This window comes from Pseudomonas veronii (genome assembly GCF_002028325.1).
Lineage (GTDB): Bacteria > Pseudomonadota > Gammaproteobacteria > Pseudomonadales > Pseudomonadaceae > Aquipseudomonas > Aquipseudomonas veronii.
The window spans coordinates 2,734,683-2,750,586 of sequence record NZ_CP018420.1 but is presented as its reverse complement, the minus strand read 5'-3'; the positions used below and the strand labels follow the sequence as shown (position 1 = coordinate 2,750,586).

15 protein-coding genes are annotated in these 15,904 nt (G+C 63.1%); 5 read left to right on the top strand and 10 right to left on the bottom strand.

Annotation, left to right across the window (positions count from 1 at the left end; all coding sequences use genetic code 11):
* Positions 1 to 75: 75 nt before the first annotated feature.
* Positions 76 to 864, top strand: a complete 789-nt coding sequence (locus PverR02_RS12825; RefSeq protein WP_079443550.1) for an AraC family transcriptional regulator — start codon at positions 76 to 78, stop codon at positions 862 to 864.
* Between the two features lie 15 nt (positions 865 to 879).
* On the opposite strand, the gene araH is transcribed toward PverR02_RS12825, so the two are convergent.
* From araH to PverR02_RS12790, 7 genes are all read right to left on the bottom strand, one after another.
* The gene (gene araH / locus PverR02_RS12820) at positions 880 to 1,848 is read right to left on the bottom strand and encodes an L-arabinose ABC transporter permease AraH (RefSeq protein ID WP_046383881.1); all 969 of its coding nucleotides are present in this window, start codon (positions 1,846 to 1,848) and stop codon (positions 880 to 882) included.
* Between the two features lie 9 nt (positions 1,849 to 1,857).
* The gene (gene araG / locus PverR02_RS12815) at positions 1,858 to 3,360 is read right to left on the bottom strand and encodes an L-arabinose ABC transporter ATP-binding protein AraG (RefSeq protein WP_079443549.1); all 1,503 of its coding nucleotides are present in this window, start codon (positions 3,358 to 3,360) and stop codon (positions 1,858 to 1,860) included.
* Positions 3,357 to 4,361 carry a substrate-binding domain-containing protein gene (locus tag PverR02_RS12810; protein ID WP_079443548.1) on the bottom strand — a complete coding sequence of 335 codons (1,005 nt, stop codon included), beginning with the start codon at positions 4,359 to 4,361 and terminating at the stop codon, positions 3,357 to 3,359. Before PverR02_RS12810 ends, araG begins: the two co-directional genes overlap by 4 nt.
* A 153-nt stretch (positions 4,362 to 4,514) precedes the next feature.
* Positions 4,515 to 5,378, bottom strand: a complete 864-nt coding sequence (locus PverR02_RS12805; RefSeq protein WP_046383883.1) for an SMP-30/gluconolactonase/LRE family protein — start codon at positions 5,376 to 5,378, stop codon at positions 4,515 to 4,517.
* Positions 5,379 to 5,414: 36 nt separating this feature from the next.
* Positions 5,415 to 6,995 carry an aldehyde dehydrogenase (NADP(+)) gene (locus PverR02_RS12800; RefSeq protein ID WP_057006023.1) on the bottom strand — a complete coding sequence of 527 codons (1,581 nt, stop codon included), beginning with the start codon at positions 6,993 to 6,995 and terminating at the stop codon, positions 5,415 to 5,417.
* 11 nt (positions 6,996 to 7,006) lie between these two features.
* Entirely contained in the window at positions 7,007 to 7,999 is a 993-nt protein-coding gene (araD1, locus tag PverR02_RS12795) for an AraD1 family protein (protein WP_079443547.1), read from the bottom strand.
* Between the two features lie 15 nt (positions 8,000 to 8,014).
* Positions 8,015 to 9,337, bottom strand: a complete 1,323-nt coding sequence (locus tag PverR02_RS12790) for an MFS transporter (RefSeq protein WP_017847889.1) — start codon at positions 9,335 to 9,337, stop codon at positions 8,015 to 8,017.
* A gap of 193 nt (positions 9,338 to 9,530) precedes the next feature.
* On the opposite strand from PverR02_RS12790, the gene PverR02_RS12785 reads away from it, so the two are divergent.
* Complete coding sequence (locus PverR02_RS12785) at positions 9,531 to 11,267, top strand: IlvD/Edd family dehydratase (RefSeq protein WP_017847890.1); 1,737 nt, start codon at positions 9,531 to 9,533, stop codon at positions 11,265 to 11,267.
* 47 nt (positions 11,268 to 11,314) lie between these two features.
* Positions 11,315 to 12,037 (top strand): FadR/GntR family transcriptional regulator, encoded by a 723-nt coding sequence (locus tag PverR02_RS12780; protein ID WP_017847891.1) that lies wholly within the window; start codon positions 11,315 to 11,317, stop codon positions 12,035 to 12,037.
* A 181-nt stretch (positions 12,038 to 12,218) separates the two neighbouring features.
* Here the strand turns inward: PverR02_RS12780 and PverR02_RS12775 are convergent, their stop codons facing one another.
* Positions 12,219 to 13,310 (bottom strand): NADH:flavin oxidoreductase/NADH oxidase, encoded by a 1,092-nt coding sequence (locus PverR02_RS12775; RefSeq protein ID WP_046383887.1) that lies wholly within the window; start codon positions 13,308 to 13,310, stop codon positions 12,219 to 12,221.
* An 89-nt stretch (positions 13,311 to 13,399) separates the two neighbouring features.
* Here PverR02_RS12775 and PverR02_RS12770 point away from each other — a divergent pair, with 89 nt between their 5' ends.
* Positions 13,400 to 13,699 (top strand): ArsR/SmtB family transcription factor, encoded by a 300-nt coding sequence (locus PverR02_RS12770; protein WP_079445011.1) that lies wholly within the window; start codon positions 13,400 to 13,402, stop codon positions 13,697 to 13,699.
* A gap of 44 nt (positions 13,700 to 13,743) precedes the next feature.
* Here the strand turns inward: PverR02_RS12770 and PverR02_RS12765 are convergent, their stop codons facing one another.
* Both PverR02_RS12765 and PverR02_RS12760 read right to left on the bottom strand, forming a co-directional pair.
* On the bottom strand, positions 13,744 to 14,499 hold the full coding sequence (locus tag PverR02_RS12765) for a Fic/DOC family protein (RefSeq protein ID WP_079443545.1): 756 nt from the start codon (positions 14,497 to 14,499) through the stop codon (positions 13,744 to 13,746).
* Entirely contained in the window at positions 14,496 to 14,759 is a 264-nt protein-coding gene (locus tag PverR02_RS12760) for a hypothetical protein (protein WP_017847895.1), read from the bottom strand. The genes PverR02_RS12765 and PverR02_RS12760 overlap by 4 nt, the downstream gene beginning before the upstream one ends.
* A gap of 180 nt (positions 14,760 to 14,939) precedes the next feature.
* Between PverR02_RS12760 and PverR02_RS12755 the strand changes: the two genes are divergently transcribed.
* A complete protein-coding gene (locus tag PverR02_RS12755; RefSeq protein ID WP_017847896.1) occupies positions 14,940 to 15,830 on the top strand; it encodes a bestrophin family protein in 891 nt (296 codons plus the stop codon).
* The last annotated feature ends 74 nt before the right edge of the window (positions 15,831 to 15,904 follow it).

Genomic DNA, 15,904 nt, shown 5'->3' with positions numbered 1-15,904 from the left:
TTCCGGGGTTGCCAAGAACGTCATCGCGACTCTAACGTAACGCTTTATTACCGACTAACGCCAATGAGCCAGTAAATGCCGCCTAAAGGACATGACAAGACCGTCCGCCGCAGCGTGCCCGGGCTTTCCAGCCTGCCACGCCCGGTGTACGGACGCACCGAATCCTTGCCCAACCGCGCCCTGACCCGTCGGCACAGCCATCCGTGGGTGCAGTTGTCCTACGCAATTTCTGGGGTGCTGGAGATCCAGACCAGCGTCGGCCGCTTCGTCGCGCCGCCGCAGCGCGCGGTGTGGATTCCGGCGGGCATGCCGCACCGGGTCTACAGCTCGCCGCACACGGAGATGCGCAGCCTGTACCTGGATTGCAGCGTCACCGCCTGGGCGGACGAACGTTGCCAGGTGTTGGAGGTGAGCAGTTTGTTGCGCGAGTTGATCCGCCGCTTCAGCGAACTGCCGGTGGAATATGCCGAAGAGGGCCCGGACGGCAGGCTGGCCCAGGTGGTGCTGGACCAACTGGCGGCGGCGCCCCAGGTGGATTTGATGCTGCCGTTGCCCCTCGACCCGCGCTTGCGGCAGATCTATCGCAGTTTGGAGCTGCACCCGGAGCAACCCACCACGCTGGGGGATTGGAGCCGCAAGCTGGGGGTCAGCGAGAAGACCCTCAGCCGCCTGTTTTTGCGTGACACCGGGCTGACCTTCCGCGCCTGGCGCCAGCGCTTGCGCCTGCTCGGCGCCCTGCCCGCCCTGGAGCAAGGCGAGCGGGTGACGGATGTGGCGTTGGCGTGCGGGTATGAATCCACGTCGGCGTTTATCAACGCGTTTCGCCAGCAATTCGACGCCACTCCCGGCGAGTTCTTCCGCTAATGCCGAGGAAGGGGCTCAGCGTTGTTTCATGCGGTCGATCACCACCGCCAGCAGCAGGATCGAGCCGCGGATCACGTACTGGTAGAAGGTGTCGATGTTCTTCAGGTTCATTGCGTTCTCGATGATCGCCAGGATCAGCACCCCGGCGATCACATGGCGGATCATGCCGATGCCGCCGCTGAGCGATACCCCGCCCAGCACACAGGCGGAAATCACCGTCAGCTCGAAGCCCTGGCCGATCATCGGCTGGCCCGAGGTCATGCGTGACGCGAGGATCACCCCGGCCAACGCACCGATCAGGCCATGCACGGCAAAGATCAGGATCTTCGTGCGGTCCACGTTGACCCCGGCCAACAGCGCGGCTTCCGGGTTGCCGCCGATGGCCATGGTGTTGCGCCCGTAGGTGGTGTAGTTGAGCAGCCAGCCGAAGAACAGGAAGCAGACGATGGTGATCAGGATCGGCACCGGCACGCCCAATAACTGGCCGTTGCCGAACACGAAGAACTGATCCTGGGACACCCCCACCGCCTTGCCGTCGGCAAAGATATAGGCCAGGCCGCGTACGATCTGCATGGTCGCCAAGGTGGTGATCAGTGCATTGACCCGCAGCTTGGCGATGACGATGCCGTTGATCAGCCCGACAATCAGGCCCATCAGCAGCGCCGCGCCGATGCCCAGCATGACGCTGTCGGTGTCGCGCATCACAATCGCGGCCACCACCCCGGCGCAGGCGATCACCGAGCCCACCGACAAGTCGAAGTGCCCCGACGCCAGGCAGAACAGCATGGTGCAGGCGGCGATGCCCACGGTGGAAATCGCCAGGCCCAGCCCGCGCATGTTCAGCGGCGAGAGGAAGTTGTCGATCAGCAAGGCACACAGCAGGAAAATCGCCAGCGCCGCGAGCAGCATCGCCCAGTTGTCGAGCAGCGCGCGCAGGTCCAAGGGTTTGCGTGCCGTCGGCAACGCGTTGTGTTGGGTTGTCATAGTCGTCTCTCAGTTCGCCAGGCCACGCGGCAAGGCCAGTTGCAGCAAGTTGGATTCAGTGGCGTGTTCGCGCCGTTGTTCGCCGCGCAAAGCGCCTTCACACAGCACCAGAATGCGATCGGAAACCCCCATCACCTCCATCAAGTCGCTGGACACCACAATCACCGCGATACCGCTGGCCGCCAGGTCATGGATGATCTGGTAGATCTCCGACTTGGCGCCGATGTCGATGCCCCGCGTCGGCTCGTCCAGCAGCAGCACCTTCATCGGCATCGACAGCCAGCGGCCGAGAATGGCCTTCTGCTGATTGCCGCCGGACAGGTACATGATTTTCTGCGCGGCGCTCGGCGTCTTGACCTTCATCCCGCGGATTTGCTGCTCGGCGTTGCCCTGCTCCCAGCCCTCGCGCAGCAGCCAGCCGAACCGGGAATGGGCGCCGCGTGCGCTGATGTTGATGTTCTCCGCCACGCTGCCCAGCGGGATGATGCCTTCCTTCTTGCGGTCCTCCGGGCACAGCAGCACGCCGGCGGCAATGGCGTCGCGCGGCGAGCGCAATTGCAGCGCTTGCCCGCACAGTTCCAACTGCCCCGCCGTGGCGCGCTGCAAGCCGCTGAGCAGGCGAAACAGCTCGGTGCGCCCGGCGCCGACCAAGCCGAACAGGCCGAGGATCTCGCCCTTGCGCACCTCAAAGCTGACCGGTTCACGCAAGCCCGGGCCGAGCAAACCGTCGACCTTGAGCGCCACCTCGCCGTGCTCGCGCGGCCGATAGTCGTAAATGTCCTGGATATCGCGACCGACCATGCAGGTGACCAACTGGTCGTGACTCAGCGCACGCATGTCGTCGAAGGTACGCACGTAGCGGCCGTCCTTGAACACCGTGACCGCGTCGCAAATGCGGAACACTTCTTCCATGCGATGGGACACGTACAGCACCACTTTGCCCTCGTCGCGCAGGCGCGTGATGATCGCCATCAGCCGGTCGATCTCGCGAGCCGACAGGCTGCTGGTCGGTTCATCGAAGGCAATCACATGCGCGCCACGCGACAGCGCCTTGGCGATTTCCACCAGTTGGCGCTGGCCCAGGGACAGGCGCCCAAGCTTTTTCTGCGGGTCGATTTCATCGGCCAGGCCCTTGAGGCACGCCAGCGCCCGCTGGCGCAACTGGCCGCGGTTGACCACGCCGAAACGCGCCGGTAAATGCCCGAGGAACAGGTTCTCGGCGACGCTCATTTCCGGCACCAGATGCAGCTCCTGGTGGATCACCGCGACGCCGCTGGCAATGCTGTCGGCCGCGCATTTGAAGGCCATGGTCTGCGCGCCGATCTGCACGCTGCCGCTGCTCGGGATGTAGGCGCCGCCGAGGATCTTCAGCAGCGTCGACTTGCCCGCGCCGTTCTCGCCCATCAACGCGTGTACCTGCCCCGGGTGGGCAGTGAAACTGATGTTGTCCAGCGCCTTGACCCCGGGGAAGGTTTTGCCGATGCCGTCAAAGCGCAGTGCCGCTGCGGTCATTTCCACAGCCCGATCTTGGTCAGTTCTTCCTGGAAGTTGGCGCGGGTGATCAGCGTCACTTCGTCCATCGCGGTGTACTTCGGCGGTTCCTTACCGGTGGTGACCCACTCGTACATCATCAGCGCGGTGTTGTAGCCCTCGATATGCGGGCTGGGCAGCATCGAACCGAAGAAACCGCTGTTGGCTTTCTTCAACTCGCCGATGGCGTCGGTGCCGTTGATGCCGATGCCGATCACGTTGGCGGCTTTGAAGCCGGCGCTTTCGGTGGCGCGCACGCCGCCGAGCACGGTGTTGTCGTTCATGCCGCCGATGATCAGGTTCTTCGCGCCGCTGGGCAGCTTGACCAGCGCCGAGTTGGTGGCGTCCATGCTGCCGGGCACGTCGAGGGTCTTGAGCGCGGCGGTGAGGATATGGTCTTTGGGGATGCCGGCTTCTTCGAGGGATTTGATCGAACCATCGGTGCGTTTTTTACCGGTGTCGAGCTCGTTGAAGGTGTTGATCACCGCGTAGGTGTCCTTCCAATCCCAACCACGTTTCTTCGCCTCGGCGGCCATTGCCGCGCCTTGCTTCTGGCCGACTTCGAACGCGGCCATGCCCAGGTACGGCACGTCTTCCATGAAATTGCCCTTGGCGTCGACGAAGCGATCATCCACGGCCATGACTTTCAAGCCGTTGACCTTGGCCTTGGCGACAATGGCCGGGCCGAGGGACACGTCCGGCGGGCAGATCACAAAGCCCTTGGCGCCGTTGGCGGCCAGGCTGTCGATGGCCGAGAGCGTCTTCTCGCCGTCGGGCACGGCGATCTTGATCACAGTGAAACCATGTTCCTTGCCGGCTTTTTCGGCGAAGGCCCATTCGGTCTGGAACCAGGGTTCTTCGGCTTGTTTGACCAGGAAGCCGATTTTTACGGGTTCGGCGGCCAGCGACAGCCCACTCAAGCTGATGGCCGAGACCGCCACAGCGGCGCAGCACAAGGAACGGATAGCACGACGACGATTCATACGGTTGACTCCTTATTGTTGTTTTCTTTTTTTTGTAGGAGCGAGCTTGCTCGCGAAAAGCCTGAGAACGCCGCGTGCATTCAGGATGCGCGCGTCATCGTTAACGTTTTTCGCGAGCAAGCTCGCTCCTACAGGGGTAAAGCGGTATAGCGTTTAGCCGGCAAAGCGGTGACACGGTTTGCCGGGCACATCGACCTCCATGGCCAACACCGCACCGTCCAAGGGGTGATCCAAGGGGCTGGCGGCGCTGGTGATGTACAGGGTGGTGAGGTCGGGCCCGCCGAACACGCAACTGGTGGGGCGGCTGACGGGCAGTTCGACGATGCGATCGACTTCACCGTCCGGCGTCAGGCGCAGCAGGCAACTGCCGTTCCAGCGCGCGTTCCAGATGTAGCCCTGACTGTCCATCGCCGACCCGTCCGGCCCGCCGCGCCCATGCGGGCCGAACCAGGGCTGGGCGGGGTCGAGTTGGCCGTTCGCTTGGATCGCATGCCGATACAGCGTGCCGTCGAGGCTGTCGCCGAAATGCACCTGGCGGCCGTCGTCGCTCCACAGCAAGGTGTTGGGAATACCCAGGCCGTGCAGCAACGGCGTGACCCGCGCATCGGCATCCACACGAAACAGCCCGCCGGAACGTCGTGTAACGGGCAGGTCTTCGCCGTGCTCGCCGATGTTGTTCTGCATGGTGCCCAGCCACAGGCGGCCCTGGGCGTCGCAGCGCGCTTCATTGCCACGGTTGCCCGCGTGCGGGTCGGCCACGCAGAACAGGCTCAAGGCGGCGCTCGCCAGGTCCAATCGGTAGACGCCGCTGCTCAAGGTCACCAGCGCATCGCCGCGTTCACACGGGATAAACGCGGACACATGCTCCGGCAACCGCCAGGCCTGCAACTGCCCGTCCAGCAGGCGCAGCGCCTGTTTGCCAGCGATGTCGACCCAATACAGGGCCTGGGTGGGCACGTCCCAGAACGGGCCCTCCCCCAGTTGCGCACGGTGTGCGCTGACGGCGTGAAACGACATGTTGCCTCCTGGATTGTTATTGTTCTCAGGTGCGCGTTACAGCGAGTCGCGTGACGGTGTGCCATCCACCAGGCGCTGGATACGCAACGGGTTGGCGTTTTTCAACGCGTCGGGCAGCAGGCTGTCCGGGTAGTTCTGGAAACACACCGGGCGCAGGAAGCGGTCGATGGCCAGGCTGCCGACCGAGGTGCCACGCGCATCCGACGTCGCCGGGTACGGCCCGCCATGCACCATCGCATCGCAGACTTCCACGCCGGTCGGGTAACCGTTGAGCAGGATACGCCCGACTTTCTGCTCCAGCAGCGGCGTGAGTTCGGCGAACTGTTGCAGGTCGGCCGGCTCGCCGATGATCGTCGCCGTGAGCTGGCCGTGCAGGCCATGCAAGGCGGCGCTGAGCTGGGCCTGGTCGGCGACTTCAACGAACACCGTGGTGGGGCCGAACACTTCCTCTTGCAGCACTTCATCGCCGTCGATCAGCAGGCTGACATCGGCCTTGAACAACTGCGGCCGCGCCTGATGCCCGGCTTGAGCCTGACCGGCCAGGTGTTGGATGCCGGGGTGCGCCAGCAGTTTTTGCAGGCCCTTGTCATAGCTGCTCAAGGTGCCGGCATTGAGCATGGTCTGCGCCGGCTGATCGCCGATCAGTTGCGCGACCTGCTGGGTGAACGCGCTGAAGGCCGGCGACGCGAGGCCGATCACCAGACCGGGGTTGGTACAGAACTGGCCGCAGCCTTGCACCACCGAGGCAGTCAGCTCGCGTGCCACGGTTTCGGCCCGCGCCTGCAGGGCCTGGGGCAACACGATGACCGGGTTGATGCTCGACATCTCGGCGAATACCGGGATCGGCTGCGGACGCGCCGCCGCCATGTCGCACAGGGCGCGCCCGCCCTTGAGCGAGCCGGTAAAGCCGACTGCCTGGATCGCCGGGTGCTTGACCAGCGCTTCACCGACGCCGCCACCAAAGATCATGTTGAACACGCCCGCCGGCATCTCGGTGGTCTCGGCCGCGCGAATGATCGCATCGGCGACGCGCTCGGCCGTGGCCATATGCCCACTGTGGGCCTTGAACACCACCGGGCAGCCGGCCGCCAGCGCGGCGGCGGTATCCCCGCCCGCCGTGGAAAACGCCAGGGGGAAGTTGCTCGCGCCAAACACCGCAACCGGGCCCAGGCCGATGCGGTACTGGCGCAGGTCCGGGCGTGGCAGCGGCTGGCGATCCGGCAGTGCCTTGTCGATGCGCGCGCCGTAGAAATCGCCGCGACGCAACACCGTGGCGAACAGCCGCATCTGCCCGCTGGTGCGGCCGCGCTCGCCTTTGATACGCGCAGCGGGCAGCGCGGTTTCACGGCAGACCAGTTCGACGAAGGCATCGCCCAGCGCGTCCAGCTCATCGGCGATCGCGTCAAGGAACTGCGCGCGGCGCGACGCACTCAAGGCGCGGTACGCCGGGTAAGCCGCTGCCGCGGCCTTGGCGGCGGCGTCGACTTCCTGCGGGGTCGCCTGGTAGAAATCCTGGGGCAAGGCTTCGCCGGTCGCCGCATCGACGCTCTGCAGCTTGAGGCTGCCGTTGGCGCTGCGCTGGCCGCCGATGTAGTTGTGACCAAGGAACTGAGGCATGTGGCTCTCCTTTAAAGGGTGATGACGTCGCCGGGTTCGAAGGCTGCATCGGCACTGCCGACACGATTGACCAGCGGCGCGCCGAACTCGGCCTGGCTGATCTCGAACACATCGCCCGGTTGGGTACGTATACCGTCGGCGAATGACAGGGTGGCGGTGCCGAAGAAATGAATGTGTACATCGCCGGGTTTGAGGAACTGGCTGTACTTGAAGTGGTGGTACTCAAGGTTTTCCAGACTGTGGCACATATTGGCCTCGCCACTGAGGAACTCGTTCTGCCAGATCGCCTCGCCGTTGCGCAGGATGCGGCTGGTGCCCGCAAGATGCCGGGGCAACTCGCCCACGCGCAACTCCGGGCCGTAGCTGCAACTGCGCAGTTTGGAATGGGCCAGGTACAGGTAGTTCTTGCGTTCCATCACGTGGTCGGAGAACTCGTTGCCCACCGCGAAACCCAGGCGATAGGGCTTGCGGTCGTGGCCGATCACATACAGCCCGCCGATCTCCGGCTCTTCGCCGGCGTCTTCGGCAAAGGGCGGCACCGGGAATGCCGCGCCGGGGCGCACCACGATGCTGCCGTCGCCCTTGTAGAACCACTCCGGCTGCACGCCCGCCTGGCCGGCCGCCGGTTTGCCGCCTTCCACGCCCCACTTGAAGATACGCATGGTGTCGGTCAACGCGCTGTCGTCACCGGCCTGCTGGTGCATCTTGTCCCGCGCCGACGCGCTGCCCAGGTGGGTCAGGCCGGTGCCGCTGATCAGCATATGGGCCGGGTCCGGGTGGTCCAGCGGTGGCAGGATCTTCAGGTCGGCCAGCAGCTCGGCGTAATGATGACTGTCGCCCAGGCCGAGGCTCTGCACCTGCTGCACCAGGCCCACGCCGGCTTCGATCGCGGCCAGCGCCAACTCGCGCACACTGTGGGCGCTGAGCACTTCGCGCACCTGGCTGCCCTCCACCACGCCGACCCGGCGCTCGCCGTTGGACACCTCGAACTGAACTAAACGCATGAAACTTCTCCTCGATTAAGTACGTGTGGCGCCACGGGCACTGGCGGCAAATTGCTCGGCAGGCAGCACATGCTTGCGCTCCAGCACGCGGTAGACCACGCCGGTCAAGACCAGCCCGAACACCATCACCAGGGACAAAAAGTACAAGCCCGAAGCCAGGTTGCCGGTGTATTCCTTGAGCGCGCCGATCACGAACGGGCCGATATAGCCGCCGAGGTTGCCCACCGAGTTGATCAACGCAATGCCCGCTGCCGCACTGGCGCCGGCGAAAAACCGCCCCGGCAGGGTCCAGAACACCGCCGTGCAGGAAAACAGTGCGAACGCCGCCAGGCACAGCGCGGCCATTTGCAGCACCGGCACACTCAGCCAGGCACTGCAGAACAGGCCGATTGCACCCAGTACATAGAGCACCGCCAGGTGGCCGTAGCGGTCGTTCAAACGGTCGGAACTACGCGGGATGATCAACAGCCCGACGATGCCGAAGATATACGGCACCGCCGACACAAAGCCGGTAACCAGGTCCGTGCCGCCGAACTGCTTGATCAGGGTCGGCAACCACAGGCCCAGGCCGTAGATGCTCAGGGTCACCGGCAGGTAGAACAGCGCCAGCAGCAACACGCGCTTGTCCTTGAGGGCGTGCAGTGGATTGCCGTGGCGGGTCTGGCCGTAGGCTTGCAGGTCCTTGGCCAGTTCGCCGGTGAGCCAGGTTTTTTCGTCCTCGCTCATCCAGTTGACCTGCTTGGGGCCGTCCGGCAGGTAGCGCAGCACCGGCCAGGTGAGCAGGAGCGCCGGGGTGCCGATGACGATGAACAGCCATTGCCAGCCGTGCAGGCCGAGGACGCCGTCCATGCCCAGCAGGCCGCCGGACACGGGGCCGGTGATCATCATCGCGATCGGCTGGGAGAGGATGAACAGCCCGAGGATCTTGCCGCGATGGCGCACCGGGAACCACTGAGTGATGTAGTACAGAACGCCGGGAAAGAACCCCGCCTCCGCCGCGCCGAGCAGAAAGCGCATCACATAGAAACTGTGTGGCCCCTGCACGAACGCCATGCCGATGGTGATGGCGCCCCAGGTGAGCATGATGCGCGCGAACCAGCGCCGCGCGCCGAAGCGATCGAGCATCAGGTTGCTGGGGATCTCGAACAGGAAATAGCCAATGAAGAACAGACCCGCGCCCAAACCGTAGGCCGCATCACCGATGCCGACGTCGGCGCCCATGTGCAGCTTGGCGAAGCCCACGGCGGAGCGGTCCACGTAGGCGATCAGGTACAGCAGGATGAGGAAGGGAATCAGTTTCAGCGTGATGCGCCGTATAAGCCGCAGTTCCTGGCTCATGGGGGTCGATCTCCGATTGTTGTTTTTATAGAAGCTCGGGGGACGCCTCTCGCGAAAATCCGCCAGGGCCATACCTCAGTTAAGCCAGACTATATAGTAGGACTATTTGCAAAACAACTCTTCCAAAGCTTCGATTTTGCGCTTATGTTTAAGCACGCATAGAACATATAGTCATACAATAAGAGAAACCATCATGCCTGATAAAAAGCCCGGCCTACGCTCCGCCCAGTGGTTCGGTACCGCCGACAAGAACGGCTTCATGTACCGCAGCTGGATGAAGAACCAGGGCATCGCCGACCATCAGTTCCATGGCAAACCGATCATCGGTATCTGCAACACCTGGTCGGAATTGACGCCGTGCAACGCGCATTTCCGCCAGATCGCCGAGCACGTCAAACGCGGCGTGATCGAGGCCGGCGGCTTCCCCGTGGAATTCCCGGTGTTCTCCAATGGCGAATCGAACCTGCGCCCTACCGCCATGCTCACGCGCAACCTGGCGAGCATGGACGTGGAAGAAGCGATTCGCGGCAACCCCATCGACGGCGTGGTATTGCTGACCGGCTGCGACAAAACCACCCCGGCGCTGCTGATGGGCGCCGCCAGTTGCGACGTGCCGGCCATCGTGGTCACCGGCGGGCCGATGCTCAACGGCAAGCACAAGGGCCAGGACATCGGCTCGGGCACGGTGGTGTGGCAGCTCAGCGAACAGGTCAAGGCCGGCACCATCAGCCTGGATGACTTCCTCGCGGCCGAGGGCGGCATGTCGCGTTCGGCGGGCACCTGCAACACCATGGGCACCGCGTCGACCATGGCCTGCATGGCCGAGGCACTCGGCACCTCCCTGCCCCACAACGCGGCGATCCCGGCGGTGGATGCACGGCGTTATGTGCTGGCGCATATGTCCGGCATGCGTGCGGTGGAGATGGTGCGCGAAGACTTGAAGCTGTCGAAGATCCTCACCAAGGAAGCCTTCGAAAACGCGATCCGCGTGAACGCGGCCATCGGCGGTTCGACCAATGCAGTGATCCACCTCAAAGCCATCGCCGGGCGCATCGGCGTGGAGCTGGACCTGGACGACTGGACGCGCATCGGGCGCGGCATGCCGACCATCGTCGACCTGCAACCGTCCGGGCGTTTCTTGATGGAAGAGTTCTACTACGCCGGTGGCCTGCCGGCGGTGCTGCGCCGGCTCGGTGAAGCCAACCTGATCCCGCACCCGAACGCCTTGACCGTCAACGGCAAGTCGCTGGGCGAGAACACCAAGGACTCGCCGATCTACGGCCAGGACGAAGTGATCCGCACCCTCGACAACCCGATCCGCGCCGACGGCGGCATCTGTGTGCTGCGCGGCAACCTGGCCCCGCTGGGCGCGGTGCTCAAGCCGTCGGCCGCCAGCGCGGAGCTGATGCAGCACCGTGGCCGCGCCGTGGTGTTCGAGGATTTCGACATGTACAAGGCGCGCATCAACGACCCGGAACTGGAGGTGGACGCCCACTCGATCCTGGTCATGAAAAACTGCGGGCCCAAGGGTTATCCGGGCATGGCCGAAGTCGGCAACATGGGCCTGCCCGCCAAGCTGCTGGCCCAGGGCGTGACCGACATGGTGCGGATTTCCGATGCGCGCATGAGCGGCACGGCGTATGGCACGGTGGTCTTGCACGTCGCACCGGAAGCCGCTGCCGGCGGGCCGTTGGCCGCGGTGCGCGAAGGCGACTGGATCGAACTCGACTGCGCCAACGGGCGCTTGCACCTGGACATCCCCGACGCCGAGCTGGCGGCGCGCATGGCTGACCTGAAACCACCGCAGAAGCTGATCGTCGGCGGCTATCGCCAGCTGTACATCGACCATGTGCTGCAGGCGGACCAGGGCTGCGACTTCGATTTCCTGGTGGGTTGCCGCGGGGCCGAAGTCCCACGTCATTCCCACTAATTGGGATGCTATGATGCCGCCTATTTAGCCAGAGCATCCCTGTCGTTATGGATCACCAGCCGTCCAAGCCGCGCAAGAGCATGCATGCCCAGATCGTCCAGGACTTGGGCATGCACATCGTTTCCGGTCGCTTCAAGCCAGAAGAACGACTGCCCATGGAGGCCACGCTGTGTGAGGAGTACAAGGTCAGCCGCTCGGTATTGCGCGAGGCGACCCGGGTGCTCAGCGCCAAGGGCCTGGTGTATTCCAAGCCACGGGTAGGCGCGGTGGTGCGGCCGCGGGTGAAGTGGCACCTGCTCGACCCGGACGTACTGTCCTGGTTGATGCAGTCCACCCCCCATAGCGAGTTCTTCAACACCCTGGCCGGCGTGCGGCGCATCCTCGAACCGGAAATCGCCGCCATGGCCGCGACCACCGCGACCGCTGAAGACATCGCCACCATCGAAAAAGCCTACCTCGGCATGGAAACCGCGCAGACCCACGACGCGCTGCTACAGGCCGACCTGGACTTCCACCGTGCGATTGCCGACGCCACGCGCAACGACCTGCTGGCGTATATGTGCAACATGCTGTCGCTGCCGCTGCGCGAGTCGATCAACATCACCAACCGCCGCCCGGATATCCAGGGCCTGAGCCTGCCCCGGCACAAAGCGATCCTCACCGCGATCCAGAACCGCGACGCCCTCGGCGCCCGGCATGCCTCGCTGGTGCAACTGGACGACACGCGGGTGGCGCTGGATACGGTGATGAATGTGCTGACGCCGTTATAAGCCCCACCCTCGCTCGACAACCGTGAGGCTCGACGGCACCCGCAAGGCAGGGGCGCAAGAACACTTTCTGTCAGCCCGGGAGATCAAATGTGGGAGATGTCGAGCTTTAGCGAGGCTTCGATGGCGGCGGGCCTGCCGGCATCGGTGTGACATCTCCCACAGGTCGGGCTGAGCGGCCGCCTCAGCGATAGCGTTCCAACCAATAGGCATACGGCGCAGGCAAGGTCCAGGAGGCGTTCTCTACCCCCAGTTCCTTGGCGGCAAAGTACGCCCAATGCGGATCAGCCAGATGCGCGCGCCCCACCGAGACCAAATCCACCTGCCCGGCCTGCAACGCACCTTCCGCCAATTGCGGCGTGCCAAACCCCCAGGCCGAAGTGACCGGGATACCGGCTTCGCGACGCACGCGCTCAGCGATCGGCCCCAGGAACGCCGGGCCCCACGGGATCTGGGTGTCAGCAATGGTGAAGCCGACGCTGACGCTCAGCAGGTCGAGGCCACCGGCCTTGAAGCGACGGGCCAGTTCGATGGATTCGGTCAGCGTCTGCTCGTCACGGCCGTCGTATTCGATCACGCCGAAACGCGCGGTCAACGGCAGGTTTTCCGGCCAGACTTCGCGCACCGCGGCCAGGGTTTCCAGGAGGAAACGGCTGCGATTGTCGAAGCTGCCGCCGTAGGCGTCGGTGCGCTGGTTGGAATGTTCGGAGAAAAAGCTCTGGCCCAGGTAGCCGTGGGCGAAGTGCAGTTCGATCCATTCAAAACCGGCGTCGCGGGCACGGCGGGCGGCGTCGACGAAGTCCTGGCGCACGCGGGCGATGTCGTCCAGGGTCATGGCGCGCGGCACGTTAGGCAGGTTGGCGCCGAACGCAATGGCCGAAGGCGCAATGGTTTCCCAGCTGCGCGCATCGGAAGCGGGGATATGGTCGTCGCCTTCCCATGGGCGGTTGGCACTGGCCTTGCGGCCGGCGTGGGCGATCTGAATGCCTGGCACCGCGCCAGCAGCCTTGATGGCCTTGACCATCGGCACGAACGCCTGGGCGTGGGCATCGCTCCAGATACCCGCACAACCAGGAGTGATACGGCCTTCAGGGGACACCGCGGTGGCTTCGACCACCAGCAAACCGGCGCCGCCACGGGCCATGCTGGCCAGGTGAACGTGGTGCCAGTCGTTGACGATGCCGTCGTTGGCCATGTACTGGCACATCGGCGGGATCGCAATGCGGTTGCGCAAGGTCACGTCTTTGAGTTTGTAGGGTTCAAACAAGGCAGCCATCAGGCACCTCCAGGAGCGAGTGATTGATTCGATAGTTCGATGGTATTCGAACTATGGTATTCAACACCAGCCCTGTTATCATTTGTTTTATGCGAGCCTTCAAACACCCCGCCCTGCAAGACCTGACACTCGAACGCGTGCTCTACGCCTTGAGCGACCCGGTGCGCCTGGAAATCATCCGCTACCTGGCCGACGTGCCCGAGGCCACCTGCGGCGAACTGGACGGCGGACGGCCGAAATCCAGCATGTCCCACCACTTCCGCGTGCTGCGCGATGCCGGGCTGGTCCACACCCGCAGCGCCGGCACCGCGCATCTGAATTCGTTGCGCGCGGATGTGCTTGAGGCGCGTTTTCCCGGGTTGCTGGCGAGTGTTCTGGCTCAGCGGTAAACGATAGGATCAGGACAGCGATCCGAGCGTATTACGTCACTGCTCTATTTTGCGGACGGGGGCGTATCGATCAGTTGTGCTCGATAGGTTTTGTAGATCTGTTGAACCTCAGGATCGTCCAGATTTTCGTAAGTTATCCCTTCTTTATCCAGGCCATCCAATCCCTTGATACCACCTATCATCCCCGGCCATTCATCACGGTGGGCAATATCGACGACAAAGGGTTTCAAGTAATTATTCAGATGCCCCTTGAACGGCGTCCTGAGCTCTTCGCTAAGTGCCCGAAGATAATCGTCCTTGTTCGTTTTCGACCACTCAATGGCGAACTTGGCGCGATAACAAAGCTCCATGAAAACAAGCAGAATCGTGCGCCCATTACCATCAAGAAAAGGGTGCGCAAATGCTAGTTGCCCCATCACATCGCCAGGACGCTCTCTGAAGCGCTTCTTGTTCGACGCCAGTTCAAGCGCATAGTCAATGGAGCGCTTGATCGAGCCAGGATGTTCAAAGACAGTATGCCAAGGATCGTCGTGGGAACCCTTGAATACGGCAAGATGCGGCACCAGATCATTTCGATCTTTACCCGCCCAGTGATAGAAATCAGAAAACAAGATTTCGTGTACTTTGAGGACCGACTTGTAATCAATCGGTTTTTTCTTGGCCAAATAACCCAGCGCATCTTCCACGCTCAACTCAAAGGACAGATGCTCGGACTCCTTGACCTCCATAGGATCTTTAAGCTGTAACGCGTTTTGAAGATATCCAGCGGTATCAAAATCTCCGAAAGGATCAAAACTCATGCGCTGAGTTTCTTCTTGGCGCGGCGCTTCTCCTGAAGATAACTGCCTTGAAGTGCAAGGGTTTCCGACTTGCTCAAAATACCCTTGCGCTTAAGGTTGACCAATAACTGTTCCACACCATCCAATTCGACCGCATCACCAGCCAGTCCGGTGATGGCAACCGCCATTCGGCTGATGCTGTCACGTTCAGCGGTGACATGATGCGCTTTAGCCAGCCTGCGCACTTTGCTGGCAATACTGACATCGGTTGTACTCGTCATTTGGAATCCCTCTGTTAGCTTTTCGAGCATAGCATGGTGGTGGTCCTTGCTCTCTACCCAGCTCGACGGGCGCAATCATTGATTTGATCCGGTGTACCGCCCTCCTTCACCGAACCTTTCACGGCAAACCAACGTCCGAGCTTAGGCACTGTTGCTTACCGCTCGCCGCGAGGTCTCCGTTTGAAAGCCGCCATCGTCAAAAAATACCGCCTGATCATCAAAACCATGGGTTATGTCGGTTGGGCCCTGTTCTGGCTGTTGCTGTGGGACGTCGCCGTCACCGTGGACTTCATGCTGTTTCTCACCACCAAGATCAACCTGCCGCTGATGCCGCTGACCTTGCTCGGTTCAGCGCTGGTGGTGCTGATCAGTTTTCGTAACAGCAGCGCCTACAACCGCTGGTGGGAAGCGCGCACCTTATGGGGCGCGATGGTCAACAATTCGCGCAGTTTCGCGCGGCAGGTGCTGACGCTATTGGATGACCTCGGCAACGACGTGAACCCGGTAAAGGCCACCCTGTTGCGCCGCCATGTGGCCTATGTGAACTGCCTGGCCGCCCATCTCAAGGGCCGGCCGTGCCCGGACGAGGTGCGGGCATTTATCCCGGCCGAGGAATTTGCGCGCAACGGCGCCACCAACAATTTCGCCAATGACATCCTCACCGGCTCGGCGGCGCTGTTGGCCAGGGAATACAAGGCCGGGCACCTGGACAGCATCCGCCTGGCGCGGCTGGAGTCGACGCTGGTGGATTTGTCCAACGCCCAGGGCGGCATGGAACGCATCGCCAATACCCCGCTGCCCTACCCTTACGTGTACTTCCCGCGCCTGTTCATTTCGTTGTTCTGCCTGATCGTGCCGGTGGGCCTGGTCGAATCCCTGGGCTGGTTCACCCCGCTGGCCTCCACGGTGGTGGGCTTCATGCTGCTGGCCATCGAGCGCATCGGCACCGACCTGCAAAGCCCGTTTCATTCCAGCGAACATCAGATCCAGATGGAAACCATCTGCGAAACCATCGAGAACAACCTGCAGTCGATGCAGCGCGATGCGCTGGGCGGCAACCGTATCGGCTGAACGCCTCCACGGCCTCAAGTGCGTGCCCCGACGGTCGATATAAGGGGTACGCATGGGCGCACCCCTCATAACAA

What these genes read in the sequence shown, in the direction of transcription:
- PverR02_RS12800 (WP_057006023.1), bottom strand. Translation starts at nt 6,995, where the DNA reads ATGCCTCAGTTCCTTGGTCACAACTACATCGGCGGCCAGCGCAGCGCC.
- PverR02_RS12780 (WP_017847891.1), top strand. Translation starts at nt 11,315, where the DNA reads ATGGATCACCAGCCGTCCAAGCCGCGCAAGAGCATGCATGCCCAGATC.
- araH (WP_046383881.1), bottom strand. Translation starts at nt 1,848, where the DNA reads ATGACAACCCAACACAACGCGTTGCCGACGGCACGCAAACCCTTGGAC.
- PverR02_RS12810 (WP_079443548.1), bottom strand. Translation starts at nt 4,361, where the DNA reads ATGAATCGTCGTCGTGCTATCCGTTCCTTGTGCTGCGCCGCTGTGGCG.
- PverR02_RS12790 (WP_017847889.1), bottom strand. Translation starts at nt 9,337, where the DNA reads ATGAGCCAGGAACTGCGGCTTATACGGCGCATCACGCTGAAACTGATT.
- PverR02_RS12825 (WP_079443550.1), top strand. Translation starts at nt 76, where the DNA reads ATGCCGCCTAAAGGACATGACAAGACCGTCCGCCGCAGCGTGCCCGGG.
- araD1 (WP_079443547.1), bottom strand. Translation starts at nt 7,999, where the DNA reads ATGCGTTTAGTTCAGTTCGAGGTGTCCAACGGCGAGCGCCGGGTCGGC.
- PverR02_RS12785 (WP_017847890.1), top strand. Translation starts at nt 9,531, where the DNA reads ATGCCTGATAAAAAGCCCGGCCTACGCTCCGCCCAGTGGTTCGGTACC.
- PverR02_RS12805 (WP_046383883.1), bottom strand. Translation starts at nt 5,378, where the DNA reads ATGTCGTTTCACGCCGTCAGCGCACACCGTGCGCAACTGGGGGAGGGC.
- PverR02_RS12765 (WP_079443545.1), bottom strand. Translation starts at nt 14,499, where the DNA reads ATGAGTTTTGATCCTTTCGGAGATTTTGATACCGCTGGATATCTTCAA.
- PverR02_RS12775 (WP_046383887.1), bottom strand. Translation starts at nt 13,310, where the DNA reads ATGGCTGCCTTGTTTGAACCCTACAAACTCAAAGACGTGACCTTGCGC.
- PverR02_RS12760 (WP_017847895.1), bottom strand. Translation starts at nt 14,759, where the DNA reads ATGACGAGTACAACCGATGTCAGTATTGCCAGCAAAGTGCGCAGGCTG.
- PverR02_RS12770 (WP_079445011.1), top strand. Translation starts at nt 13,400, where the DNA reads ATGCGAGCCTTCAAACACCCCGCCCTGCAAGACCTGACACTCGAACGC.
- araG (WP_079443549.1), bottom strand. Translation starts at nt 3,360, where the DNA reads ATGACCGCAGCGGCACTGCGCTTTGACGGCATCGGCAAAACCTTCCCC.